The 20,017-nt window shown below is 70.2% G+C and carries 21 protein-coding genes; 10 read left to right on the top strand and 11 right to left on the bottom strand.

Annotated features, from left to right (window positions below; all coding sequences use genetic code 11):
• Nucleotides 1-19 precede the first annotated feature (19 nt).
• Nucleotides 20-1,420: a helix-turn-helix domain-containing protein gene (locus H7965_RS07695; RefSeq protein WP_186769982.1), complete on the top strand. Its 1,401-nt coding sequence runs from the start codon at nt 20-22 to the stop codon at nt 1,418-1,420.
• Between the two features lie 7 nt (nt 1,421-1,427).
• Here H7965_RS07695 and H7965_RS07690 read toward each other — a convergent pair whose 3' ends face one another.
• From H7965_RS07690 to H7965_RS07675, 4 genes are all read right to left on the bottom strand, one after another.
• Nucleotides 1,428-1,997, bottom strand: a complete 570-nt coding sequence (locus H7965_RS07690; RefSeq protein ID WP_186769981.1) for a lipid-binding SYLF domain-containing protein — start codon at nt 1,995-1,997, stop codon at nt 1,428-1,430.
• A gap of 139 nt (nt 1,998-2,136) precedes the next feature.
• Complete coding sequence (locus tag H7965_RS07685) at nt 2,137-3,048, bottom strand: ABC transporter permease (protein WP_186769980.1); 912 nt, start codon at nt 3,046-3,048, stop codon at nt 2,137-2,139.
• Nucleotides 3,049-3,061: 13 nt separating this feature from the next.
• Entirely contained in the window at nt 3,062-4,015 is a 954-nt protein-coding gene (locus H7965_RS07680) for an ABC transporter permease (RefSeq protein ID WP_186769979.1), read from the bottom strand.
• A 54-nt stretch (nt 4,016-4,069) separates the two neighbouring features.
• The gene (locus H7965_RS07675; protein ID WP_186769978.1) at nt 4,070-5,689 is read right to left on the bottom strand and encodes an ABC transporter substrate-binding protein; all 1,620 of its coding nucleotides are present in this window, start codon (nt 5,687-5,689) and stop codon (nt 4,070-4,072) included.
• A gap of 274 nt (nt 5,690-5,963) precedes the next feature.
• Here H7965_RS07675 and H7965_RS07670 point away from each other — a divergent pair, with 274 nt between their 5' ends.
• The 4 genes from H7965_RS07670 (at nt 5,964) to H7965_RS07655 (ending at nt 9,163) form a co-directional block, all read left to right on the top strand.
• Nucleotides 5,964-6,449 carry a flagellar motor protein MotB gene (locus H7965_RS07670; protein WP_186769977.1) on the top strand — a complete coding sequence of 162 codons (486 nt, stop codon included), beginning with the start codon at nt 5,964-5,966 and terminating at the stop codon, nt 6,447-6,449.
• A gap of 4 nt (nt 6,450-6,453) precedes the next feature.
• The gene (locus tag H7965_RS07665; RefSeq protein ID WP_186769976.1) at nt 6,454-6,975 is read left to right on the top strand and encodes an OmpA/MotB family protein; all 522 of its coding nucleotides are present in this window, start codon (nt 6,454-6,456) and stop codon (nt 6,973-6,975) included.
• Nucleotides 6,972-7,838, top strand: a complete 867-nt coding sequence (motA, locus tag H7965_RS07660) for a flagellar motor stator protein MotA (RefSeq protein ID WP_186769975.1) — start codon at nt 6,972-6,974, stop codon at nt 7,836-7,838. Before H7965_RS07665 ends, motA begins: the two co-directional genes overlap by 4 nt.
• Nucleotides 7,839-7,957: 119 nt before the next feature.
• Nucleotides 7,958-9,163: an ABC transporter substrate-binding protein gene (locus tag H7965_RS07655; RefSeq protein ID WP_186769974.1), complete on the top strand. Its 1,206-nt coding sequence runs from the start codon at nt 7,958-7,960 to the stop codon at nt 9,161-9,163.
• Between the two features lie 13 nt (nt 9,164-9,176).
• On the opposite strand, the gene H7965_RS07650 is transcribed toward H7965_RS07655, so the two are convergent.
• The 3 genes from H7965_RS07650 to H7965_RS07640 all read right to left on the bottom strand — a co-directional run bounded on the left by H7965_RS07650 (nt 9,177) and on the right by H7965_RS07640 (nt 11,681).
• Nucleotides 9,177-10,658, bottom strand: a complete 1,482-nt coding sequence (locus H7965_RS07650; RefSeq protein ID WP_186769973.1) for a SulP family inorganic anion transporter — start codon at nt 10,656-10,658, stop codon at nt 9,177-9,179.
• Nucleotides 10,659-10,948: 290 nt separating this feature from the next.
• Nucleotides 10,949-11,281, bottom strand: a complete 333-nt coding sequence (locus H7965_RS07645; RefSeq protein ID WP_186769972.1) for a YdhR family protein — start codon at nt 11,279-11,281, stop codon at nt 10,949-10,951.
• A gap of 16 nt (nt 11,282-11,297) precedes the next feature.
• On the bottom strand, nt 11,298-11,681 hold the full coding sequence (locus tag H7965_RS07640; RefSeq protein ID WP_186769971.1) for a VOC family protein: 384 nt from the start codon (nt 11,679-11,681) through the stop codon (nt 11,298-11,300).
• A 110-nt stretch (nt 11,682-11,791) separates the two neighbouring features.
• On the opposite strand from H7965_RS07640, the gene H7965_RS07635 reads away from it, so the two are divergent.
• From H7965_RS07635 to H7965_RS07620, 4 genes are all read left to right on the top strand, one after another.
• Entirely contained in the window at nt 11,792-12,754 is a 963-nt protein-coding gene (locus H7965_RS07635) for a Bug family tripartite tricarboxylate transporter substrate binding protein (RefSeq protein ID WP_186769970.1), read from the top strand.
• Between the two features lie 40 nt (nt 12,755-12,794).
• The gene (locus H7965_RS07630; RefSeq protein ID WP_186769969.1) at nt 12,795-13,547 is read left to right on the top strand and encodes a DUF7168 domain-containing protein; all 753 of its coding nucleotides are present in this window, start codon (nt 12,795-12,797) and stop codon (nt 13,545-13,547) included.
• Nucleotides 13,544-14,008 carry a SprT family zinc-dependent metalloprotease gene (locus H7965_RS07625; RefSeq protein ID WP_186769968.1) on the top strand — a complete coding sequence of 155 codons (465 nt, stop codon included), beginning with the start codon at nt 13,544-13,546 and terminating at the stop codon, nt 14,006-14,008. Before H7965_RS07630 ends, H7965_RS07625 begins: the two co-directional genes overlap by 4 nt.
• Nucleotides 14,009-14,074: 66 nt before the next feature.
• Nucleotides 14,075-15,139 (top strand): ketopantoate reductase family protein, encoded by a 1,065-nt coding sequence (locus H7965_RS07620; protein WP_186769967.1) that lies wholly within the window; start codon nt 14,075-14,077, stop codon nt 15,137-15,139.
• A gap of 69 nt (nt 15,140-15,208) precedes the next feature.
• Here the strand turns inward: H7965_RS07620 and H7965_RS07615 are convergent, their stop codons facing one another.
• Nucleotides 15,209-15,592: a c-type cytochrome gene (locus H7965_RS07615; protein WP_186769966.1), complete on the bottom strand. Its 384-nt coding sequence runs from the start codon at nt 15,590-15,592 to the stop codon at nt 15,209-15,211.
• Nucleotides 15,593-15,720: 128 nt separating this feature from the next.
• Nucleotides 15,721-16,659, bottom strand: a complete 939-nt coding sequence (gene htpX, locus H7965_RS07610) for a zinc metalloprotease HtpX (protein ID WP_186769965.1) — start codon at nt 16,657-16,659, stop codon at nt 15,721-15,723.
• 68 nt (nt 16,660-16,727) lie between these two features.
• On the opposite strand from htpX, the gene H7965_RS31920 reads away from it, so the two are divergent.
• On the top strand, nt 16,728-17,045 hold the full coding sequence (locus H7965_RS31920; protein ID WP_390624555.1) for a succinate dehydrogenase assembly factor 4: 318 nt from the start codon (nt 16,728-16,730) through the stop codon (nt 17,043-17,045).
• Between the two features lie 365 nt (nt 17,046-17,410).
• Here H7965_RS31920 and H7965_RS07600 read toward each other — a convergent pair whose 3' ends face one another.
• Nucleotides 17,411-18,076 (bottom strand): Crp/Fnr family transcriptional regulator, encoded by a 666-nt coding sequence (locus H7965_RS07600; RefSeq protein WP_186769964.1) that lies wholly within the window; start codon nt 18,074-18,076, stop codon nt 17,411-17,413.
• Nucleotides 18,077-18,363: 287 nt separating this feature from the next.
• Nucleotides 18,364-20,001 carry an acyl-CoA dehydrogenase family protein gene (locus H7965_RS07595; RefSeq protein ID WP_186769963.1) on the bottom strand — a complete coding sequence of 546 codons (1,638 nt, stop codon included), beginning with the start codon at nt 19,999-20,001 and terminating at the stop codon, nt 18,364-18,366.
• Nucleotides 20,002-20,017: the final 16 nt, after the last annotated feature.

Raw genomic sequence — 20,017 nt, 5'->3', positions numbered from 1 at the left:
TATGTAAAGGATGTAAACCATGGCACGGGCGTTGATCGGCCGAACCGTCCGGCGGCTGCGGCAGGAACAAGGGCTGGCGCAGCAGGCGCTGGCCACCCGGCTCGGCATCTCCGCCAGCTACCTCAACCTCATCGAGCACGACCAGCGCGCCGTTACCGCCAGCCTGCTGATCAAGCTGACCGAGGCCCTGCAGGTCGATCTCGCCGCTCTCTCGGGCCAACGCGAGAAGGCGCTGGAAACCGGACTGCGGGAGGTACTGTCAGACCCGCTGCTCGGCCTCGACCAGGTGCCGGAGGCGGAGGTGGCGGCGCTGGCCGGCAGCGCGCCCAATGCCGGGCGGGCGATGCTGGCGCTGTACCGCGCCTGGCGCGTAGCGCGGGAGGACAGCGGCGGCATCGCCCTGCCGACCGGCCGCCGCATCCTGCTGCCGACCGAGGAGGCACGGGACTTCTTCCATGACCACGCCAACCACTTCCCCGCGCTGGAAGCCGCTGCCGAGGCCATTGCCGCCGAGATGCACATCGCCGCGCCCTCCGAGATGAACCATGCGGTGGCACAGCGGCTGCGGGAGCGGCACGGGCTGCTGGTGACCGTCGGCCCGCTGGAGGGCACGCTGCGGCGCTACGACCCGGCCGGCCGGCGGCTCGACCTGTCGGAGGCCCTGCCGCGCGAGAGCCGCGGCTTCCACCTCGCCTTCCAGCTCATGCTGCTGGAAACCGGGGAGGCGGTGCAGGCGGCGCTGGGCGGCTTCACCCCAAGCAGCCCGGAGGCCGCGGCGCTGATCCGCATCGGGCTGCTGAACTACGCCGCCGGGGCGCTGCTGATGCCCTACGCCCCCTTCCTCGCCGCGGCGCGGGCGCTGCGGCATGACCTGGAGGCGCTGGCGGCGCGCTTCGGCGTCAGCTTCGAACAGGCCTGCCACCGGCTGACCACCTTGCAGCGGGAGGGCGCCCGCGGCGTGCCCTTCTTCTTCCTCAGGGTCGATCCGGCGGGGAATGTCGACAAGCGTTTCTCGGCGGCGGGCTTCCCCTTCGCCCGCTTCGGCGGCTCCTGCCCGAAATGGATCCTCCACCATGCCTTCGCCACGCCGGGCACGGTGCGGGTTCAGCTGGCGCAGCTGCCGGATGGCGGCAGCTTCCTCACCCTCGCCCGCACGGTACAAGCGCCGGCGGCACGCTGGGGGGAGCCGCCGGCGGTGCATGTGGTGGCGATGGGCTGCGACCTCTCCCGCGCGCCGGAACTGGTCTATGCCGATGGGCTGGATCTGGAGCGGGCGATGGTCGGCATCGGCCTGTCCTGCCGGCTGTGTGACCGGGCAGATTGCCGCAGCCGCGCCTTTCCGCCGCTGGAGCACCGGCTGGCGCTGGACCCGCTGGTGACCAGCGCCGCACCCTACCGGTTCGAGGCGCCGCGACGGTGAAGGCGGATCACGCCGCCGGCGGGTTGATCGGAGTGATCTTGGTGCCGTTCAACGCCAGCGCCGCCATCAGCCCCTGCTGGCCGAAGGTGATGGCATAGACCGGCTCCCGCAGGGTGGTCGAGGTGGCGTTTGCCTGTACCCCCTGGTCGAGCACCACCACCGAAGGCCCGGTGCCGATCTCCCAGCCATCGGCGCGCTGCAGCGCGGCCAGCGCCGAATCCTGCAGGAAGAACATCGCCAGCCCGGCCGACTGCGCCCCGGCGAGCAGGCCAAGCGAGAGGCCGGCGATGGAGTAGTAGCCCTGGGCGACGCCGCCGCGCAGCAGCGCGCCTTCCCCATACTGGCCGCCGACGATGAAGCCGCCGCTGATGATGCTGGGGAAGATCAGCATCGCCCGGGCTTCCCCCACCAGCGGCGCGGCGGTCGGCATGCCGCGCAGCCGCACCAGCGCCGCCTCGACCTCGGCGTCGATCTCACGGCGGGTTGCCGCCTGGCCGGCTTGCGGCAGGGCAAGGGTGCCGATCGCGCCGCCGGCCAGCAGCAGGCGGGCGAAGCGGCGACGGTTGGTGGTGATCATGGCGCCCCCCGAAATGGTGCGGTGGCGGATGAACGTGTCCCCGCAGCCCCGGTTCCGCACCCTGGCGCGGCTTCATGCCGCGGCAATGCCGACCGGCTTCGGCGCCGCGCCCGTTGGGGGCGCGGCGCCTCCACCAGCCTCAGCCCTTCACATCCATCGCCTGGCGCAGCCCGTCGGCCAGCAGGTTGAAGCAGATGGAGGTGATGAAGATGCAGGCGCCGGGCAGCACCGCCACCCAGGGCTGCACATAGATCGCGGTGCGCAGCGTGTTCAGCATCAGCCCCCATTCCGGCTCCGGCGGCTTGGTGCCGAGGCCGAGGAAGCTGAGGCCCGAGGCGATGATCATGCAGACCGAGATCAGGCTGGTCGCATAGACGAAGATCGGCCCCAGCACATTGCCCAGCACATGCACCCGGACGATGGTGAAGCCGGAGGCGCCGGAGGAGCGCGCCGCATCGACGAAGTCGAGGTTGCGCACCCCCTGCGTCACGCTCTCCGCCACCCGGATAATCTGCGGGATGAACACCAGGGTCAGCGCCAGTATGGCGTTGAAGATGCCGGCGCCCAGCGCGCCCGAGATCGCCACCGCCAGCAGCACCGACGGGAAGGCGTAGAACACGTCGGTGGTCCGCATGATGGCCATGTTGACCTTGCCGCCGACATAGCCGGCCAGCACGCCGAGGCTGGTGCCGATGACGAAGGCGAAGACCACCGGCATGATGCCCATGAACCAGGACAGCCGGCCGCCGTAGAGCAGCCGCGTCACCATGTCGCGGCCGAGTTCATCGGTGCCGAGCGGATAGCTCGGCGTGCCGATGCCGCGCAGCCGCCGGATCATGCTGCCCTGGTAGGGGTCGTGCGGCGCGATCAGCGGGGCGAAGACGATCGCCAGCAGCATCAGCAGCAGGATGCTGGCGCAGACGATGGTCACCGGGTCGCGGCGCAGGCGCTTCCAGACGCCGGCCCAGTAGCCGTCCGACCTCGCCTGCGCCTGGCGCGCCTGGACGGCCAGCTCGGCTTCCGCCGCCGTCGGGGTGATTGCGGTGCTCATGACGATGCCCTTCTCATGCGCGCTTGATCCGTGGGTCGAGGGTGGTCTGCACCAGATCGACGATCAGGTTCAGCGCCACGAAGAACATCGCCAGCACCAGGATGGTGCCCTGCAGCACCGGCAGGTCGCGCTGGAAGATGGCGCTGTTCAGCAGCAGCCCGGTGCCGGGCCAGGAGAACACCGTCTCCACCAGGATCGAGCCGCCCATCAGGTAGCCGAGCTGGAGCCCCATCACCGCCAGCGCGTTCGGCGCGGCGTTCTTCACCACATGCAGGAAGACACCCATGCGGGTCAGCCCCTTGCCGCGTAGCGCGACAACGAACTCCTGGTTCATGATCTCGGCGACGATGCCGCGCACGGTGCGCGTCACGATGCCCATGGGAATAACCGAAAGCGTCAGCATCGGCAGCACCAGGTGCTGGATGTGCTCCCAATCCCATGACCAGTCGGAGGAGCCGCCGGGCCCGGCGCCCATCGCCGGCAGCCAGTTCAGCTGCACGGAGAAGATCACCACCATCACCATGCCGAGCCAGTAATGCGGCACCGACACGCCGGCGACCGCGACACCCACCGCCGTACGGTCGAGCACCGAGCCGCGGAAAGTCCCGGCCAGCCCACCCAGCACGCAACCGAGGACGAAGCCGAGCGAGGAGGCGGCGAAGGCCAGCATCAGCGTATTGCCGATCGCGGTCTGCAGATCCGACCAGACCGGCCTTCCGGTGGCCAGCGAGCGGCCGAGGTCGCCCTGCACCACCTTCAGCAGCCAGAGCCCGAACTGCACCGGCAGCGGCTTGTCGAGCCCGTAATCCTTCCGCACCTGCTCCACCACATCGGCGGGAGCATCGGGCGGGACGATGGCGTTGATCGGGTCGCCGGGGGCGATCTGCACCAGCATGAAGCAGACGAACCCGACCGCCAGGGCGATCGGCACCGCATAGAACAGGCGACGGAGCAGGTAGAGGATCATGCGGTTATCCCCGGTTGCGCGAGAGGCCAGGCATCGTCGCCCGGCCCGCCGCGGTTACTGGACGTAGGGCAGGCGAAGGTCGACGAACCAGCTTTGCGGCTGGACATAGCCACGGATCCGCGGGGACATCGCCCGCGGCGAAACGTCATGCGCGATCCAGATGAACAGCGCCTCATCCACGCCGGCGGCGTGCAGCCTGGCCAGCGCCGCATCGCGCGCCGCCGGGTCGAAGGTATTGCGCGCCTCGCGGATCATGGCGTCGAAGCGCGGGTCGTTGAAATGGCCCCAGTTGTTGGAGACCGGCGGCGCCATCCGGCTGTCCCAGAAGCGCACCATGGCGAAGAACGGATCCATGGCGGCGAAGGAGACGTTGGTGGCATGGGCACCGCGGGCGCTGGCCGCCTGGCAGCCTTGGCGCCAGTTGGTGAACAGTGTGTTCCAGTCGACCACGTCGAACTCGACGTTGACCCCGATTGTCTTCAGGTCCTGCTGCAGGAACTCGTTCATCGTCAGCGGCTGCATCTGGCCGGAGCCGCTGGCGCTGATCTGCACCTTCAGGTTCAGCGGCCGCTGCGGCGTGTAGCCGGCCTCGGCCAGCAGGCGCTGCGCCTCCGCCTTGTCGGTGCGGATCTGGAAGCTCGGGTTGCCCCACCAGGGATGGCCCGGCGCCACCGTGCCGACTGGCGCCACCATGAAGCCGCCGAGCAGCTGCTTCAGCCCGTCATGGTCGATGGCGAGGTTCAGCGCCCGCCGCACCCGCACATCGGCCAGCGGGTTGCCCGCGGTGAAGCAGGGTTGCCACGGCCAGACATGCGGCTGCAGGTTCTGGGTGATGACCATGCTGCGGCTGCGGAGCTGCGGCACCGCATCCGGGGAGGGTGCCTCGATCCAGTCCACCTGGCCCGACAGCAGCGCCGCGGTGCGGGCATTCGCCTCCGGGATCGGCAGCAGGACGATGCGCTCGGCCTTCGCCTTGGTGCCCCAATAGGCATCGTTTCGCACCATCTCCACCCGTTCCCGCGCAACGAAGCGGGTCAGGCGGAAGGGGCCGGTGCCAGAGGGGTTGGCGGCGAAGGCGTTCCACGCCGTCTCGGCATTGGCGGCGCCGGCGCGCAGCTTCTCCCAATGCGCGGGGCTCGCCATGAAGAGGTTGGTCAGGTTGATCGGCAGCAGGCTGTCCGGCTCGCTGGTGAACAGCGCAACGGTCAGGTCATCGATCTTCTCCGCCCGGCGCAGTGCCGGCATGCGGCTGGCGGTCAGGCCGACCTGGCGCGGGTCGTAATGCGGCGCCTCGCGGTCCAGCACCTTCCGGACGTTCCAGACCACCGCATCGGCGTTGAACGGGGTGCCGTCGTGGAAGGTGACGCCGGGGCGGAGGCGGAACACCCAGCGGGTCTTGTCGGCCTCGTCCACCGCCCATTCGGTCGCCAGGCCGGGGATGACGACGGAGGGCTTGTCGGCCGCCGAGAGATCCCAGGCGGTGAGCGCGTCGTACAGCGGGATGCCGGTGAAGCGGTTGCCCTCGAAGCCCTGGTCGGGCTGGCCGTGGGTCAGCGGGATATCGGCCGCGGTCATGCCGATGCGGATGGTGCCCTGCGCCTGTGCCGTGGAAGGTCCGGCGAGAGCGGGCATCGTGGCAAGGCAGGCAGCAAGCAGTAAGCGCCTGAGGGTCATGGCGAAGCGGCTCCCGGAAGGCACGGCTGTTGTCCTCGCGCGGCCGCCGCCGGTGCGAGGGGCAGCGGCGTTGTGCCGCTGTTGGCGGAGGGATTCGCAAAGCCCATGCCAGACACCGGACGCCCGCCTGGCCAGGGCGGCGCGGCCAAATCGGGCCCGATCTGCCCAAGCCGACGGCAATCTGCACGCCTTGGGGCGCTCCGCATCCTTTGCCGGCTTAGCCCCGCCTTAAGGCATCCGGCCGCAGACTGCGCCGACAGGAGCCAATGGGGTTATGGCGGGCAAGGGCAAGCGCGACGCGGCGCCGGTGATCGTCATCAAGCGCTATGAGGAAGGCGGGCATGGGCACCATGGCGGCGCCTGGAAGGTCGCCTACGCCGATTTCGTCACCGCGATGATGGCCTTCTTCCTGCTGATGTGGCTGCTCAACGCCACCTCGGAGGAGCAGCGGCGTGGCCTCGCCGATTACTTCGCCCCGACCAATGTGCTCGGCCGCAACAGCACCGGCTCAGGCCAGCCCTTCGGCGGCCGCACCCCGAACTCCCTGGGCGAGATGACCTCGGACTCCGGCGCGATGCGGGTGGAGCGCGGCCCCGCCCCCATGCGCATCGACATCGAGGAGGAGGAGGGCGAGGCGCCGAACCAGCCGGGCCCGACGGATGCCATCGCCACCGCCGCCTTGCCCGGCCGCCGAGGCGCCGCAGCCGCCCTCGGAAGGCCCGGCCACCAGCCCTGGCCAGCCTGGCGGCACCCGGCCTGAGGGAATGACCGACGCCGAGCTGCGCGCCGAGGTCTCCCGGCGCGAGCGCATCGCCTTCGAGCAGGCGGCCGAGGAGATTCGCGCCGCGGTGCGCGACGACCCGGCCCTGGCCGAGCTGGCGCGGCAGCTTGTCATCCAACAGGTGCCGGAAGGGCTGCGTATCCAGTTGCTGGACACCGAGCGGCAGCCGATGTTCCCATCTGGCGGCTCCACCCCCAATGACCGCGCCCGCGCCCTGCTGCAGCGGGTGGCGCAGATCGCCGCCAGGCTGCCGAATGGCCTCGAGATCGCCGGGCATACCGACGCCACGCCGTTCCGCGGTGGCGGCGAGCGCAGCAACTGGGAGCTCTCGGCCGAGCGGGCCAATGCGGTGCGCCGCATCCTGGTCGAGGGCGGCATCGCCGAGCACCGGCTGCACAGCGTCACCGGCAAGGCCGACCGCGAGCCGCTGCTGCCCGACCAGCCGACCGCCGCCGCCAACCGCCGGGTCGCCATCACCCTGCTCCGATCCGCGGCGGCACCATGACGACGATCGGCGGGCTGGTCTTCCTGCTGGCGATGGTGTTCGGCGGCTATGTCGTCGCCGGCGGCAAATTCGACATCATCCTGCATTCGCTGCCCTACGAGATGATGATGATCGGCGGCGCCGCCGTCGGCTCCTTCGTCATGTCGAACAGCCCGCACGACATCAAGCATGTGCTCGGCGGCTTCGGGAAGGTCATCAAGGGCAGTCGCTTCCACAGGCACGAGTACACCGAGCTGCTCGCTCTGCTCTACTGGTTCGTTCGCCTGGCGCAGTCGAAGGGCGCGATGGCGCTGGAGCCGCATATCGAGAAGCCGGAGGACAGCGCCGCCTTCCAGAAATTCCCGAAGATCGCCAGCGACCGGATCGCCACGGCGATGATCTGCGATTACCTGCGGATGGTCGGCATGAACGCCGACGACCCTCACCAGATCGAGGACATCATGGCGCGGGAGCTGAAGAAGCTCGGCGCCGAGGAGATGCACGCCTCCCACGCCATGCAGGCGATCGCCGATGCGCTGCCGGCGCTCGGCATCGTCGCGGCGGTGCTCGGCGTCATCAAGACCATGGCGTCCATCGACCAGCCGCCGGCGGTGCTCGGCGCGATGATCGGCGGCGCGCTGGTCGGCACCTTCCTCGGCATCCTGCTGGCTTATGGGATGGTGGGGCCGATGGCGGCGCGGCTGAAGGGCGTGGTCGAGGAGGAGGCCCAGTTCTACGAGGTGATCCGCGCGGTGATCGTCGCCCATCTGCATGGCAACGCGCCGCAGGTGGCGGTGGAAGCCGGCCGCAAGACCGCCCCGAGCCACGCCATGCCATCCTTCCAGGAACTGGAGCTGGTGCTGCAGGAGCTGCAGATCGGCTGACGCGGGCCGCGCCGCCTGTCCCGCGTCCGGATCGAGGCGCGCGACGGCGCTGGCGGATCGCTGCCGGTGGTGTAGCCTCCCGCACAAGGCGCGCCAAAGCGCCATACAGGAGGGTTCGGATGTCCGGGCTTTGCGGCATGGTGCTCGCGCTGCTGCTCGCGCCGCTGGTGGCGCGCGCGCAACTATCGGATGAGATGGTGCGCATCGGCGTGCTGACCGACCTCTCCGGCCCCTATTCCGACTGGGCGGGGCCGGGATCGGTCGTCGCCGCACGGATGGCGGTGGAAGACCACGGCGGCCGCGTGCTCGGCCGGCCGGTCGAGGTCGCCGGCGGCGACCACCAGAACAAGCCGGATGTCGGCACCGCGCTCGCCCGCCGCTGGATCGACCTCGACCGCATCGACATGATCATCGACATGCCGAACAGCTCGGTCGCGCTGGCGGTGCACCAGGTGGGGCGGGAGCGGAACCGCATCATCATCAACACCGGCGCCGCCACCTCCGACCTTACCGGGCGGCAATGCTCCCCGGTCGGCTTCCACTGGGTCTCCGACAGCTACGCGCTTTCCACCGGCACCACCCGGGCGGTGATGCGGCAGGGTGGGCGGAGCTGGTACTTCCTGACCGTCGACTACGAGGGTGGCTACGCGCTGGAACGCGCCTCGGAAAGCGTGGTGCGGGCGGACGGCGGCAGGGTGCTGGGGCATGCGCGCCATCCGCTGAACTCGGGCGATTTCTCCTCCTTCCTGCTGCAGGCGCAGGCGTCGCGCGCGCAGGTGGTGGCGTTGGCGAATGCCGGGACGGACACCATCAACGCCATCAAGCAGGCCGCCGAATTCGGCCTGACCCGGCAGGGGCAGCGGCTGATCGGCATGTTCATCAACATCAACGACGTCAAGGCGCTCGGCCTGGCCGCGGCGCAGGGCGTGGTGGCGACCGAGGGCTGGTACTGGGACCGCGATGAGGAAAGCCGCGCCTTCGCCAGCCGCTTCGCCGAACGCCACCGCGGCAACATGCCGAGCCAGTACCAGGCCGGCATCTACAGCGCGGTGCGGCACTATCTGAAGGCGATCGAGGCGGCCGGGACGGATGAGGCGATGGCGGTCGCGGCCCGGATGCGGGCGCTGCCGGTGAACGACATGTTCACCCGCGGCGGAAGGGTGCGGGAGGACGGGCGGCACGTCCACGACATGTACCTGGTCGAGGCGAAGAAGCCGGAGGAGTCCCAGGGGCCGTGGGACCTCTACCGCATCCTCTCGACCATCCCGGCGGACCAGGCCTTCCGGCCGGTAAACGAGGGGAACTGCCCCCTGGTCCGTCCCTGACGCTCCGTCCCGCTCAGTGCGCCGCCAGACTTCCCAGCCTGGCCGGCTTGTCATGGATCGCCAGCCGGCCGACCAGCAAGGTGCTGGCCTCGTTCATGCCGACCAGCGACACCTCGGTACCGGCGCCGCGGAACTTCAGCACCACGCGGTCCAGCGCCGCCACCGCCGTCAGGTCCCAGATGTGGGCACGGGAGACATCGATGACGACACGGCGGGCGGGGGTGCGGAAGTCGAAGGCATCGGCAAAGACCGCGGCAGAGGCGAAGAAGATGTTTCCGGTCACGGTATAGGTGCAGCTGGCGCCGTCGGCCGAGGTTTCCGCCCGGATGTCGAAGAGCCCGGCGACCTTCCGCGCGAAGAAGATGCCGGAGAGCAGTACGCCCGCCAGCACGCCCTGCGCCAGGTCATGCGTTGCCACCGTCACCGCCACCGTCGCCAGCATGACGATGCTGGAGCTTCTCGGGATCCGGCGCAGATCGGCAATTGACTTCCAGGAGAAGGTGCCGATCGAAACCATGATCATCACCGCCACCAGCGCGGGCATCGGGATCTGCCGCACCAGATCATCCAGCACCAGGATCAGGAACAGCAGGAAGCCGCCGGCGAAGAGGGTGGAGAGCCGGCCGCGCCCGCCGGATTTCACGTTGATGACGGATTGGCCGATCATCGCGCAGCCCGCCATGCCACCGAAGCAGCCGGCGACGATGTTGGCAATGCCCTGGCCGAGGCATTCGCGATTCTTGTCCGAGGTGGTGTCGGTCATCTCATCGACGATGGAGGCGGTCATCAGCGATTCGAGCAGGCCGACCACCGCAAGCGTCGCCGAGACCGGGAGAATGATGCCGAGGGTCTCCAAGGTCCAGGGGATCTGCGGCAGCAGGAAGGCCGGCAGGTCGGAGGGCAACTCGCCCATGTCGCCGACGGTGCGGACCTCAAGCCCGAAGCCGATGGAGAGGGCGGTCAGCACGACAATGGCGACCAGCGGCGAGGGCACCACCCGGGTCAGCCGCGGCAGCAGGTAGATGGTCGCAAGCCCCGCGGCGACCATCGCATAGGTCACCCAGGTGACGCCGATCAGCTCCGGCAGTTGCGCCAGGAAGATCAGGATCGCCAGGGCGTTGACGAAGCCGGTCATGACCGAGCGCGAGACGAAGCGCATCAGCACGCCCAGCCGCAACGCCCCGGCCCCCATCTGCAGCAACCCGGCCAGGATCGTCGCCGCCAGCAGGTACTGCAGCCCATGGTCGCGCACGAGGCCGACCATCACCAGCGCCATGGCACCGGTGGCGGCGGAGATCATCGCTGGCCGGCCGCCGGCGAAGGCGATGACGACGGCGATGCAGAAGGACGCGTAGAGGCCGACCTTCGGATCGACACCGGCGATGATGGAGAAGGCGATCGCCTCCGGGATCAGGGCCAGGGCGACCACCGTGCCGGCGAGAATATCGGCGCGGACGTTAGGAAACCATTCGGCGCGGAGCCGTGCGAGGGACATGCGGGATGGACTCCGGGCTCGGCGCCTGATCCGGTGCGGCGCACCCAGGCGGTTCGCGGGATTTATGGAATGCGTTCGGCCAGCCCGCCATGGGCGGGGCGCGCCTGCTCCGGCGCCGGCAGGCGGCGCAACGGGGCGTCGGAGCGGAGGGTTACGGCGGCGCGAACAGCATCGGGATGAAGGAGTAGCAGAGTTTTGCTGCGGCGCACAATGTAGATTCCGCCATGGAAGCAATTAACAGCAGCAAGGACCCGGCGCCTGACGTCACGCAGGCGCCGGGCCAGTGGCCGCTACTCCGCGACCAGACGGGTGACGTCGATCGGCGCGCGGGTGATCTCGCTCATCCGCTGCCGCACTTCGAAGACCCGCACCAGCACTTCGGAGTACTCCGGGTTGGCCTTCATGCGAGCGACGATCGGGCCATTGGCATAGGCCTCCGCACTGGCCCGATCGGCGAAGAGGTAGATGCCGCCGGCCAGCCGCTCGGCATCGCCGTCCAGCCAGATCTTCCACAGCAGGCCGGGCACTTGCAGGAAGGGCTTGGCGCGCTCATCGGTGTAGCGTGCCTCCCATTCGGCCTTCGCCATCTCTGGCCGGCGGTAGTTGATCTGAACGATATGCATGACGCGGGTCTCCCCGTCAGGCGGCGGTACGCTCCAGCAATTCGATGGAGATGTTCTCCGGCCCGCGGATGAAGGCGATGCGGACGCCGGGGCGGGCCTGCGTCGGCTCCATGGTGAACTCCACGCCCTTGGCCTTCAGCTCCGCCGCCGCCGCATCCAGCCCCTGCACGATCAGCCCGAAATGGTCGAGCCCCTGGTAAGGCGAGGAGGGCGCCGCCGCGACCGAGGCATCGGTCTGGGCGATGAAGATGTCCTGCCCGCCGAGCTTCAGGTCGATGCGCGGCTTGCCCTGCGGCGTGCTGCGGATGACTTCGGCACCGAGCTTGTCCTCGAACCACCGGGCGGTCGCCTCGGGGTCTGGGCTGCGCAGGTGGATGTGGTCGAAGCCGAATTTCGCCATGGAATTCTTCCTCTCCTGGACTCTCCGCCCGAGCCTAGGCCCGGAGCGGGTCGGCTGGACAGAGGGTCCTTGCCGGTCGAGAATCGCCGCCATCACCAGGGGGAAACATCATGCTCAAGATCCGCCGCCGGTTGGCCCTGGCCGGGGCCGCCGGGTTCGTCGCGACGCCGCTACGGGCGCAGACGGCACCGCTGCGCGTCATCGTCCCCTTCGCCCCGGGCGGCGCCACCGATGTCGCCGCCCGGCTGATCGCCCCCACCCTGGCGGAGGTGCTGTCCCGCCCCGTGGTGATCGAGAATCGCGGCGGCGCCGGCTCGGTCATCGGCACCGAGGCGACGGTGAACGCCGCGCCGGACGGCAGCACCATCGGCTTCTTCACCGTCACCTCCTCGGTGCTGAATGCGCTGCTCCGCCAGACTCTGCGCTTCGACACGCGGCGCGCCCTGGCGCCGGTCTCCCTGGTCGGGACCATGCCGATGCTGCTGGTGGTCGGGCCGCATGTGCCGGCGCGAACCCTGGCGGAGCTGATGGGCCTGCTGCGCAGCAGCCCGAAGCCGTTGACCTATGGCTCGGCCGGGCCAGGCTCGATCAACCATCTGGCGGGGCATCTGCTGGCGATGCGCGCCAGTGGCCAGGCGGTGCACGTGCCCTATCGCGGCGCCGGGGCGGTGATTCCCGACCTCATTGCCGGCAATGTCGATTTCCTGATCGAGGGCTTCGCCTCGCTGCATCCGCATGTCAGCAGCGGCGCGCTGCGCGGCCTTGCGGTGACCGGCGAGCAGCGCGTCGCGCAGCTGCCGGAGGTGCCGACCGCGACCGAAGCCGGCCTGCCTGATTTCCGCATCCTCAACTGGTTCGGCACCTATGCCCCGGTGGCGACCCCGGCGCCGCTGCTGGCCCGGCTGGAAGCCGGAATGAGCGCGGCGGTGCGGGCCGTACCGGTGGCGACGAAGCTGAAAGAGAACGGCATCACGCCGGTGGGCTCCTCGGCGGCGGAGCTGGAGCGCTTCTGGGACGCCGAATTCGCCCTCTGGGAGCCGGTGGTCAGGGCGGCGGCGGTGTCGCTCGACTGAGGCTTGACCAGCGGCGGCGGCGCCAGCCACCTATCGCATCATGGATCAGCAGACCGAACTCTCGAAGGTGAAGGCGCGCATCCGTGCCCTCACGGCCAAGACCGTGGAACGCGGCTGCTCCGAAGCCGAGGCACTGGCTGCCGCCGCCAAGGTCGGCGAGCTGCTGGAAGTCTATGGCCTGTCGATGTCCGAGGTGGAGCTGCGCGAGGAAGCCTGCGTGCAGCGCCGCCTTGGCGTGCCTGGCCCGCAGCGCCTCGCCTTGCGCTGGATGTTCCCGGCCCTGCTGCGCTTCTGCGAATGCCGCGGCTGGACCGACGGCCGCGCCGATTTCGTGCTCTACGGGCTGGAGCCGGATGTGCTGATGGCGGAATACCTGCTGCGCGTCATCGAAGGCGCGCTGCTGTGGGAGGAGGCGCAGTACCGCCGCAGCGCCGAATACCTCCGCAGCCGCGCCACGCCGCAGACCCGGCTGCGCAGCTTCCGCTACGGCTTCGCCGACCGGCTCGGCAAGCGTCTGGAGGCGATGGTCGAGGAGCGCCAGGCCGCCGCCGAGGCTCGCCGCGCCACCGTGGCGCCGGCCACGGCCAGCGCCTCCACCGCGCTGGTGCTGGCCAAGGAGAAGAAGGTCGAGGAAGGGCTGCGCAGCCTCGGCGTGCGGCTGCGCACGGTCTACAGCACGGCGACGGTGCGCGACCGCGGCGCCTATGGCCGCGGCGCAGCGGCTGGCGGGCGGGTCGGGCTGGACCGGCCGGTCGGCGGCGCCGCCGGGGCAAGGGCGCTACCGCGCAAATGAGCCGCGGCGACCGCGCGGCCCGCCGGCTCTACGCCTGGGAGGATGCCGAGGTGGCGCCGCGCGATGCCTCCCGCGTGCCCTTCGCCCGATTGCAGGCGCTGGTAGACCATGTCTGGGCGGCCGAGGGGCTGCGCTTCCCGCCCCGGGTCCGGCCGCTGCCGCGCCAGGCTCGCGGCACGGTGGCGCGCGCCACCCGCCTTGCCATCGAGGCGCCGGCGGAGCTGCCGAGCTGGGTGCTGCTGCATGAGCTGGCGCATGCGATGAGCAGCACCGCCGATGGCGGCAATGACGGCCACGGCCCGGGTTTCGTGGGCCTCTATCTGCAACTCCTGGTTCGCCATGCGCGAATGCCACGGGCGGCGCTCGAAGCCTCGCTGACCGCGGCGGCCATCGGCTTCGACCCGGCCGCCCGGCCGGCCTTCCTCGACCGGCCGGCGCGGGAGCCCGCCATCGGGGATTGATCCGTCCCGCGCTTCGGCCGAATCTACGCCGACGGGGCGCGTACCCCGGCCAAGGGAGAGACGGTGATGCGGCCCAGGATAGCCTTCGTCGGAGCCGGCGCGGTTGGCGGCTATGTCGGCGGGCATCTCGCCCGGCTCGGCCATGACGTGACCCTGATCGACCCCTGGCCGGAGCATGTCGAGGCGATCCGCGCCAAGGGCCTGGCGCTCTCGGGCCTGGAGCCGGAGGAGAACGTCACGGTGAAGGTGCCGGCGCTGCACCTGACCGAGGTGCAGGGGCTCTCCAAGGCGCGGCCGGTCGACATCGCCTTCGTCTCGGTGAAATCCTACGACACCGTCTGGGCGACGCATTTCATCGCGCCCTATCTCAGCGAGGGGGGCTTCGTCGTCTCGCTGCAGAATTGCATCAACGAGGAACGCATCGCCGGCGTCGTCGGCTGGGGCCGCACCGTCGGCATGATCGCCGCGACCATCTCCGTCGATCTTTACGAGCCTGGGAAGATCCGCCGCACCGTGGGCCGCGGCGGGCCGAACCGCATGGTCTTCGCGGTGGGCGAGGTGCATGGCCGCATCACCCCACGCATCGAGATGCTGCGCGACATGGTCGCCGGCATCGACAGCGTGAAGGCGACCAGCAACCTCTGGGGCGAGCGCTGGTCGAAGCTCTGCGTCAATGGCATGCGCAACGGCACCAGCGCGGCGACCGGGCTCTCGGGCAATGACTGCGACCAGAACCCGCACATCCGCCGCTTCGCGCTGCGGGTCGGGGCGGAGGCGGTGCGGGTGGGCCAGGCGCTCGGCTACAGCCTGGAAAAGATCCAGAACATGGCGCCGGAGTTGCTGGCGCTGGCCGGCGAGGGCGACCCGGCGGCGCTGGAGACCGCCGAGGCGACGTTGCTGGAGAATGGCCGCAAGGCCCAACGCAGCGACCTGCAACGTCCATCGATGGCGCAGGACATGGCCAAGGGCCGCAAGACCGAGATCGACTTCATCAACGGCTTCATCGCCGCCGAGGGCGCAAAGGCCGGCATTGCCGCGCCGGCCAATGCGGCGCTGGCTGCGGTGGTCAAGCGGGTCGAGCGCGGCGAGATCCCGGCCCGGCCGGAGAACATCATCGGCATCAACATCTGACGGCGGCGGGCTGGTGAACCAGCCCGCCGACCCATCTCGTCCAGGCAGTTCCGCTTGAAAGAAGCGGCGTCAGCCGTTGGCCTTGAGGTAGGCGATCAGGTCGTTGAGCTGCTGCTCGTTGCGCAGGCCCGGGTAGGACATGGAGCCGGTGGGCAGCACCGACTTCGGGTTGGTGATGTAGGCGCGCAGCGTCGGCTCATCCCAGGTGAGGTCCTGGCCGGCACGTTCCCGCAGATTCGCCGAATAGCGGAAGCCTTCGACGACGCCCGCCTTGCGGCCGACGACACCGTGCAGGTTGGGACCGACGCCATTGCGCCCACCGGCGTTGATGCTGTGGCAGGCGCGGCACTGATTGAATACCCGCTGCCCGGCGGCGGCATCCTGCGCCGCGGCGGGCAGGGCGAGGCCGCCGACCATGGCGACAGCAAGGGCGAGGGGTGCGACACGGGCCATGCGTTGTGCTCCGATTGCGACGCCTTGCGGCATGCGCGTCATGCCCCGGCTCGTCAAGCGCAAGCATCGGTCGTCGGTCGCGCAACGCCGCCAACCCCAAGCCCCCGCCCCCAACCCTGGGCCTGGGCTCACCCCCAAGGGTTGCGCCGCCCCGGCGCCCCCCAGTGCGAGCCAGGTGCCGCCGGCGCCCGCCACGGCCGGCCCTGGCCACCACCCGACCCCGGGGCCATCGCCAGCAGCCGCGCGACCCGTTCCTCGGTCGGCGGGTGGGTGGTGAACAGGCTGTCCAGCCGCAGCCCCGACAGCGGGTTGACGATGAACATATGGGCGCTGGCCGGATGCGCCTCGGCAGTCGGGTTCACGATGCCCTGCTTGTAGTGCTCCAGCTTCTGCAGCGCGCTTGCCAGCCAGCGCGGGTCGCCGCAGATCTCGGCGCCCATCCGGTCGGCCTCGTATTCGCGCGAGCGGCTGATCGCCATCTGCACCAGCATGGCGGCGAGGGGCCCGACGATCATCAGCAGGATGGCGCCGATCGGGCCGAAGGGACTGCGCCGCCCCTCAGCATCGCGGCCGCCGAACAGGAAGCCGAATTGCGCCAGCATGCCGATCGCCCCGGCCAGGGTGGCGGTGATGGTCATGATCAGCGTGTCGCGATGGCGGATATGCGCCAGCTCATGCGCGACGACGCCGGCGACTTCCTGCTCGGACATCAGGTTGAGCAAGCCGGTGTTGACCGCGACCGCGGCATTCTGCGGGTTGCGGCCGGTGGCGAAGGCGTTCGGCTGGTCCTCGTGAATGACGTAGAGCGCCGGCATCGGCAGCCCGGCGCGCTGCGCCAGCCCCTGCACCAGCTGGAACAGCCGCGGTGCGCTCTCGGGCGCGATGGGCTCGGCGTTGTGCATGGAGAGCACGACGCGGTCGCTGTTCCACCAGGCCCATAGATTGGTGCCGCAGGCGAAGAGGAAGGCGAGGACCATGCCCTGCTGGCCGCCCAGCGCATAGCCAATGCCGACGAACAGCGCGGTCAGCCCCGCCAGGAGCACCGCCGTGCGCAGATAACCGCCCATGCTTCCCTTCCCCGGGTTCCGCGTTGCAGGGGTAGCGCAACCCTATCCCGAGGCCCCAGATGATGCTCATGACCAAGACCCGACAAGGGGCGACCTCATTCGCCCCGGAAAACGCCCTGGCGATGTCCGATCCGCTGTCGCCGAACGACCCGCCGCCGCCGGTGCCGCCGACGCCAGTGCCGCCGCCCGGCCCTGATCTGCCGGAAGTGCCGATCGATGACCCGCCCGGCCCCGAGGCGCCGCTGCCCGGCGACCCCGGCCTGCCCCCCGCCGGCGACCCGCCCTCGGAAGCGCCGGTACGAATGAAGGAGATCGGCGGGCCGAGCGGCCCGGAGCCGACGCGCTACGGCGATTGGGAACGGAAGGGCCGGGTTTCCGATTTCTGAGGTCGCCTCGCATCGGCTGATCGCGGAGGGGCGTGAACCCCGCGGAGCGGGAATCCTCTCTGTGACCAGCAAGCTGCAGCAGCGTGGCGTTCAGACATGATCGCAACCTGCTGCAGCCGGCCGGACCGGACGCCGCGACTCGGGCAGCGGCCGATTACGCCGCTGGACCGGAGCGGGAACGGCTTTGTGCCCGGGCTGGCCGGATGGCACAAAACCTTGCGGTCCAGGGCTTTCGCCCTCGCCCGAGTCGTGTGGCGCCGATTCGTTCCAGCGACTCGGGCGAGGGGCCTGATTCCGCTGCGACTCTCCGCTGGCTTCGACGGCCCGTGTTCATACCTTGTTCAATCAAACCACCGGGGCGGCGCTCAACCGGTGATCACGGGCGGGAACAGGCCGGGTGCCAGCCGGCCGAACTCTGCCCGGACCGCGGCATGGCAGTCGCAGCTCGCCGCCTCCAGCCCGGCGCGGTCATGCAGCAGGATCCGCCCGCGACGGTGCTGGATCAGCTCGCGCTCCGCCAGCCCGGCCATGATCCGCGTAACGGTGGTGCGCCGCACGCCGAGGGATTCGGCCAACACCGCCTGGGTCAGCGGCAGCTCGGGCCGGCCGGTGCGGTCGTGCAGGGAGAGCAGCCGGCGGCAAATCCGCGCCTCCACCGGATGCAGTGCGGCGCAGGCCACCGCCTGCAGGGCCTGGCCAAGCAGCGCGGAGTGGTAGCCGTCCAGGCGTGACTTCAGCCCGGGGGCGATGCTGGCGGCCGATACCAGGCGGTTGACCTCCAGCCGCAGCGCCGGGCCGCCGACCTGAACCAGGCTGCGGAAGCTGGCGAGCGCAGCGATGTCGCCGTTCCAGCCGATCATGCCCTCGGAGCCGATCGGCACCGCTTCCACCGCGCCGCCGTCCTGGCCGGCCATCTGGATCGAAAGCACGGTCGAGGCGCAGGGGAAGACCGCCTGGGTTGCCGCCTCGCCATCCGCGTGCAGCACCGCGCCCGGCATGAGCATGACCGGCGTCAGATGAGGCTGCAGCAATGCCGCATCCGCCATGGCCAGGGTGTCGAGCAGACGATTCCCGAAGCACCGGGAAGCCGATGCCGCGCTTCCCGATTCCAGACACAATGGTGCCACGCGCCGTCCCCTGCTTGGCATCCTGCCAACGGACAAGGAAAACGCCAACAGCGTTCCCGTGTCAAAATCAATGGGCCTTAGGGCGACAAAATTCGCCCCCTGCGCGGAAATGGAACCGAAAACCCTTACCGCTGCGTGAGGCCGCGCCGCAGGACCACGCCCGTCCGGGCGAGATCCGCAGCCGGCCTGCGTCAGGCGGCCGGCAGCAGCGCCAGCAGGGCGTCGGCCGCCTCGATCTCCGCCACCCGCGCCGCCGCCCGCGGCAGCAGCCGCGCCAGGTAGAAGCCGGCAATCGGCGCGTAGCGAGCATCGGCCGCCGCGGCACGGGCCAGCATCCAGCCGCCGAGGGTCCAGCCGGCGGCATCCAAATAGGCCGCGGCGGAGGCCTCCGCCGCAGCCGGATCGCGCTGGCCGCGGTCGAGCAGCCAGGCGGTGACACGTTCCAGCGCCTCGGCGGCGGGCAGCAGGCGGGAATCGGCGGCACGGACCTCGGCCAGCAGCGCCCGCATCTCCGCCCCGCCATCACGCAGCAGCTTGCGGCTGACCAGGTCCATGGCCTGGATGCCGTTGGTGCCCTCGTAGATCGGCGCGATGCGGGCGTCGCGCAGCACCTGGGCGGCGCCGGTTTCCTCGATGAAGCCCGCGCCGCCATGCACCTGCAGACCAAGGTTGGCGCAATCCACGCCACGGTCGGTGCACCACGCCTTGACGATCGGCGTCAGCAGCGCGACCCGCGCCTCCGTCGCTCCCTGCCGCCGGGCGCGGTCCAGCGCCGCCCCCGCCTCCAGCGCCAGCAGCCGCCCGGCCAGGGTGATGCCGCGGATCTCCGCCAGCATGCGCGCCACATCCGGGTGGCGGTCGATCGGCCTTCCGCCCTGGATGCGCTGCGCGGCATAGGCCTCGGCCAGCGCCAGCGCCCGGGCGCCCTGCGCCACCCCCTCCACACCCACGCCGAGGCGAGCGGCGTTCATCATCGCGAACATGGCGTTGAGGCCGCGGTTCGGCTCGCCCACCATTTGCGCCGCGGCGCCCTCGAACAGCATGACGCAGGTCGGCGCGGCGTGGATGCCGAGCTTCTTCTCGATGCCGCCGCAGCGCAGCGCATTGCGGCTGCCGTCCAGCAGCAGCTTCGGCGCGGCGAAAAGCGAGATGCCGCGGGTACCGGGCGGCGCATCCGGCAACCGCGCCAGGATCAGGTGCAGGGTGTTCGGCGTCAGGTCATGGTCGCCGAAGGTGATGAAGATCTTCTGGCCGGTGATCCGATATCCCCCCTGCCCGTCCGGCTCCGCCTTGCTGCGCACCTGCGACAGGTCGCTGCCGGCCTGCGGCTCGGTCAGGCACATGGTGCCGGTCCATGCGCCGGAGACCAGTGGCGGCAGCCATTCCGCCTGCTGCGCCGGGGTGGCGAAGCGGGCCAGCGCCTCGATGGCGCCGGCGGTCAGCAGCGGGCAGAGGCTGAAGGCCATGTCGCCGGTGGTGACGAGTTCGGAGACCGCCATCCACAGCGCCTGCGGCAGCTCCTGCCCGCCGACGTCGATGCCATTCAGCTCAGCCGGCGCGGCGAGGCCCTGCCAGCCGCCCTCGATCCAGGCCTTGTAGGCCGCTTGGTAATGCGGCGGGGTGCGGACGACGCCATTCTCATAAACTGCGCCATGGTGGTCGGCGGCCTGGGCTTGCGGCCACAGCATTTCGCGGGAATAGCGGTCGGCCTCGCCGATGATGGCGGCGATATCCTCCGGGCCGAGGGCACCGCCGGTCAGGCCAGGCAGGTCGATGATGCGGGTCAGGCCGAAGACCAGATCCTCGGCGGGGGTAGTGGATTGGGTCATCCGGTCCTCTGCTGGG

It is taken from the genome of Siccirubricoccus deserti (assembly GCF_014283215.1).
GTDB lineage: Bacteria > Pseudomonadota > Alphaproteobacteria > Acetobacterales > Acetobacteraceae > Siccirubricoccus > Siccirubricoccus deserti.
The sequence above is the reverse complement of the archived record's forward strand: the minus strand, read 5'-3'. Positions and strand labels throughout refer to the sequence as shown.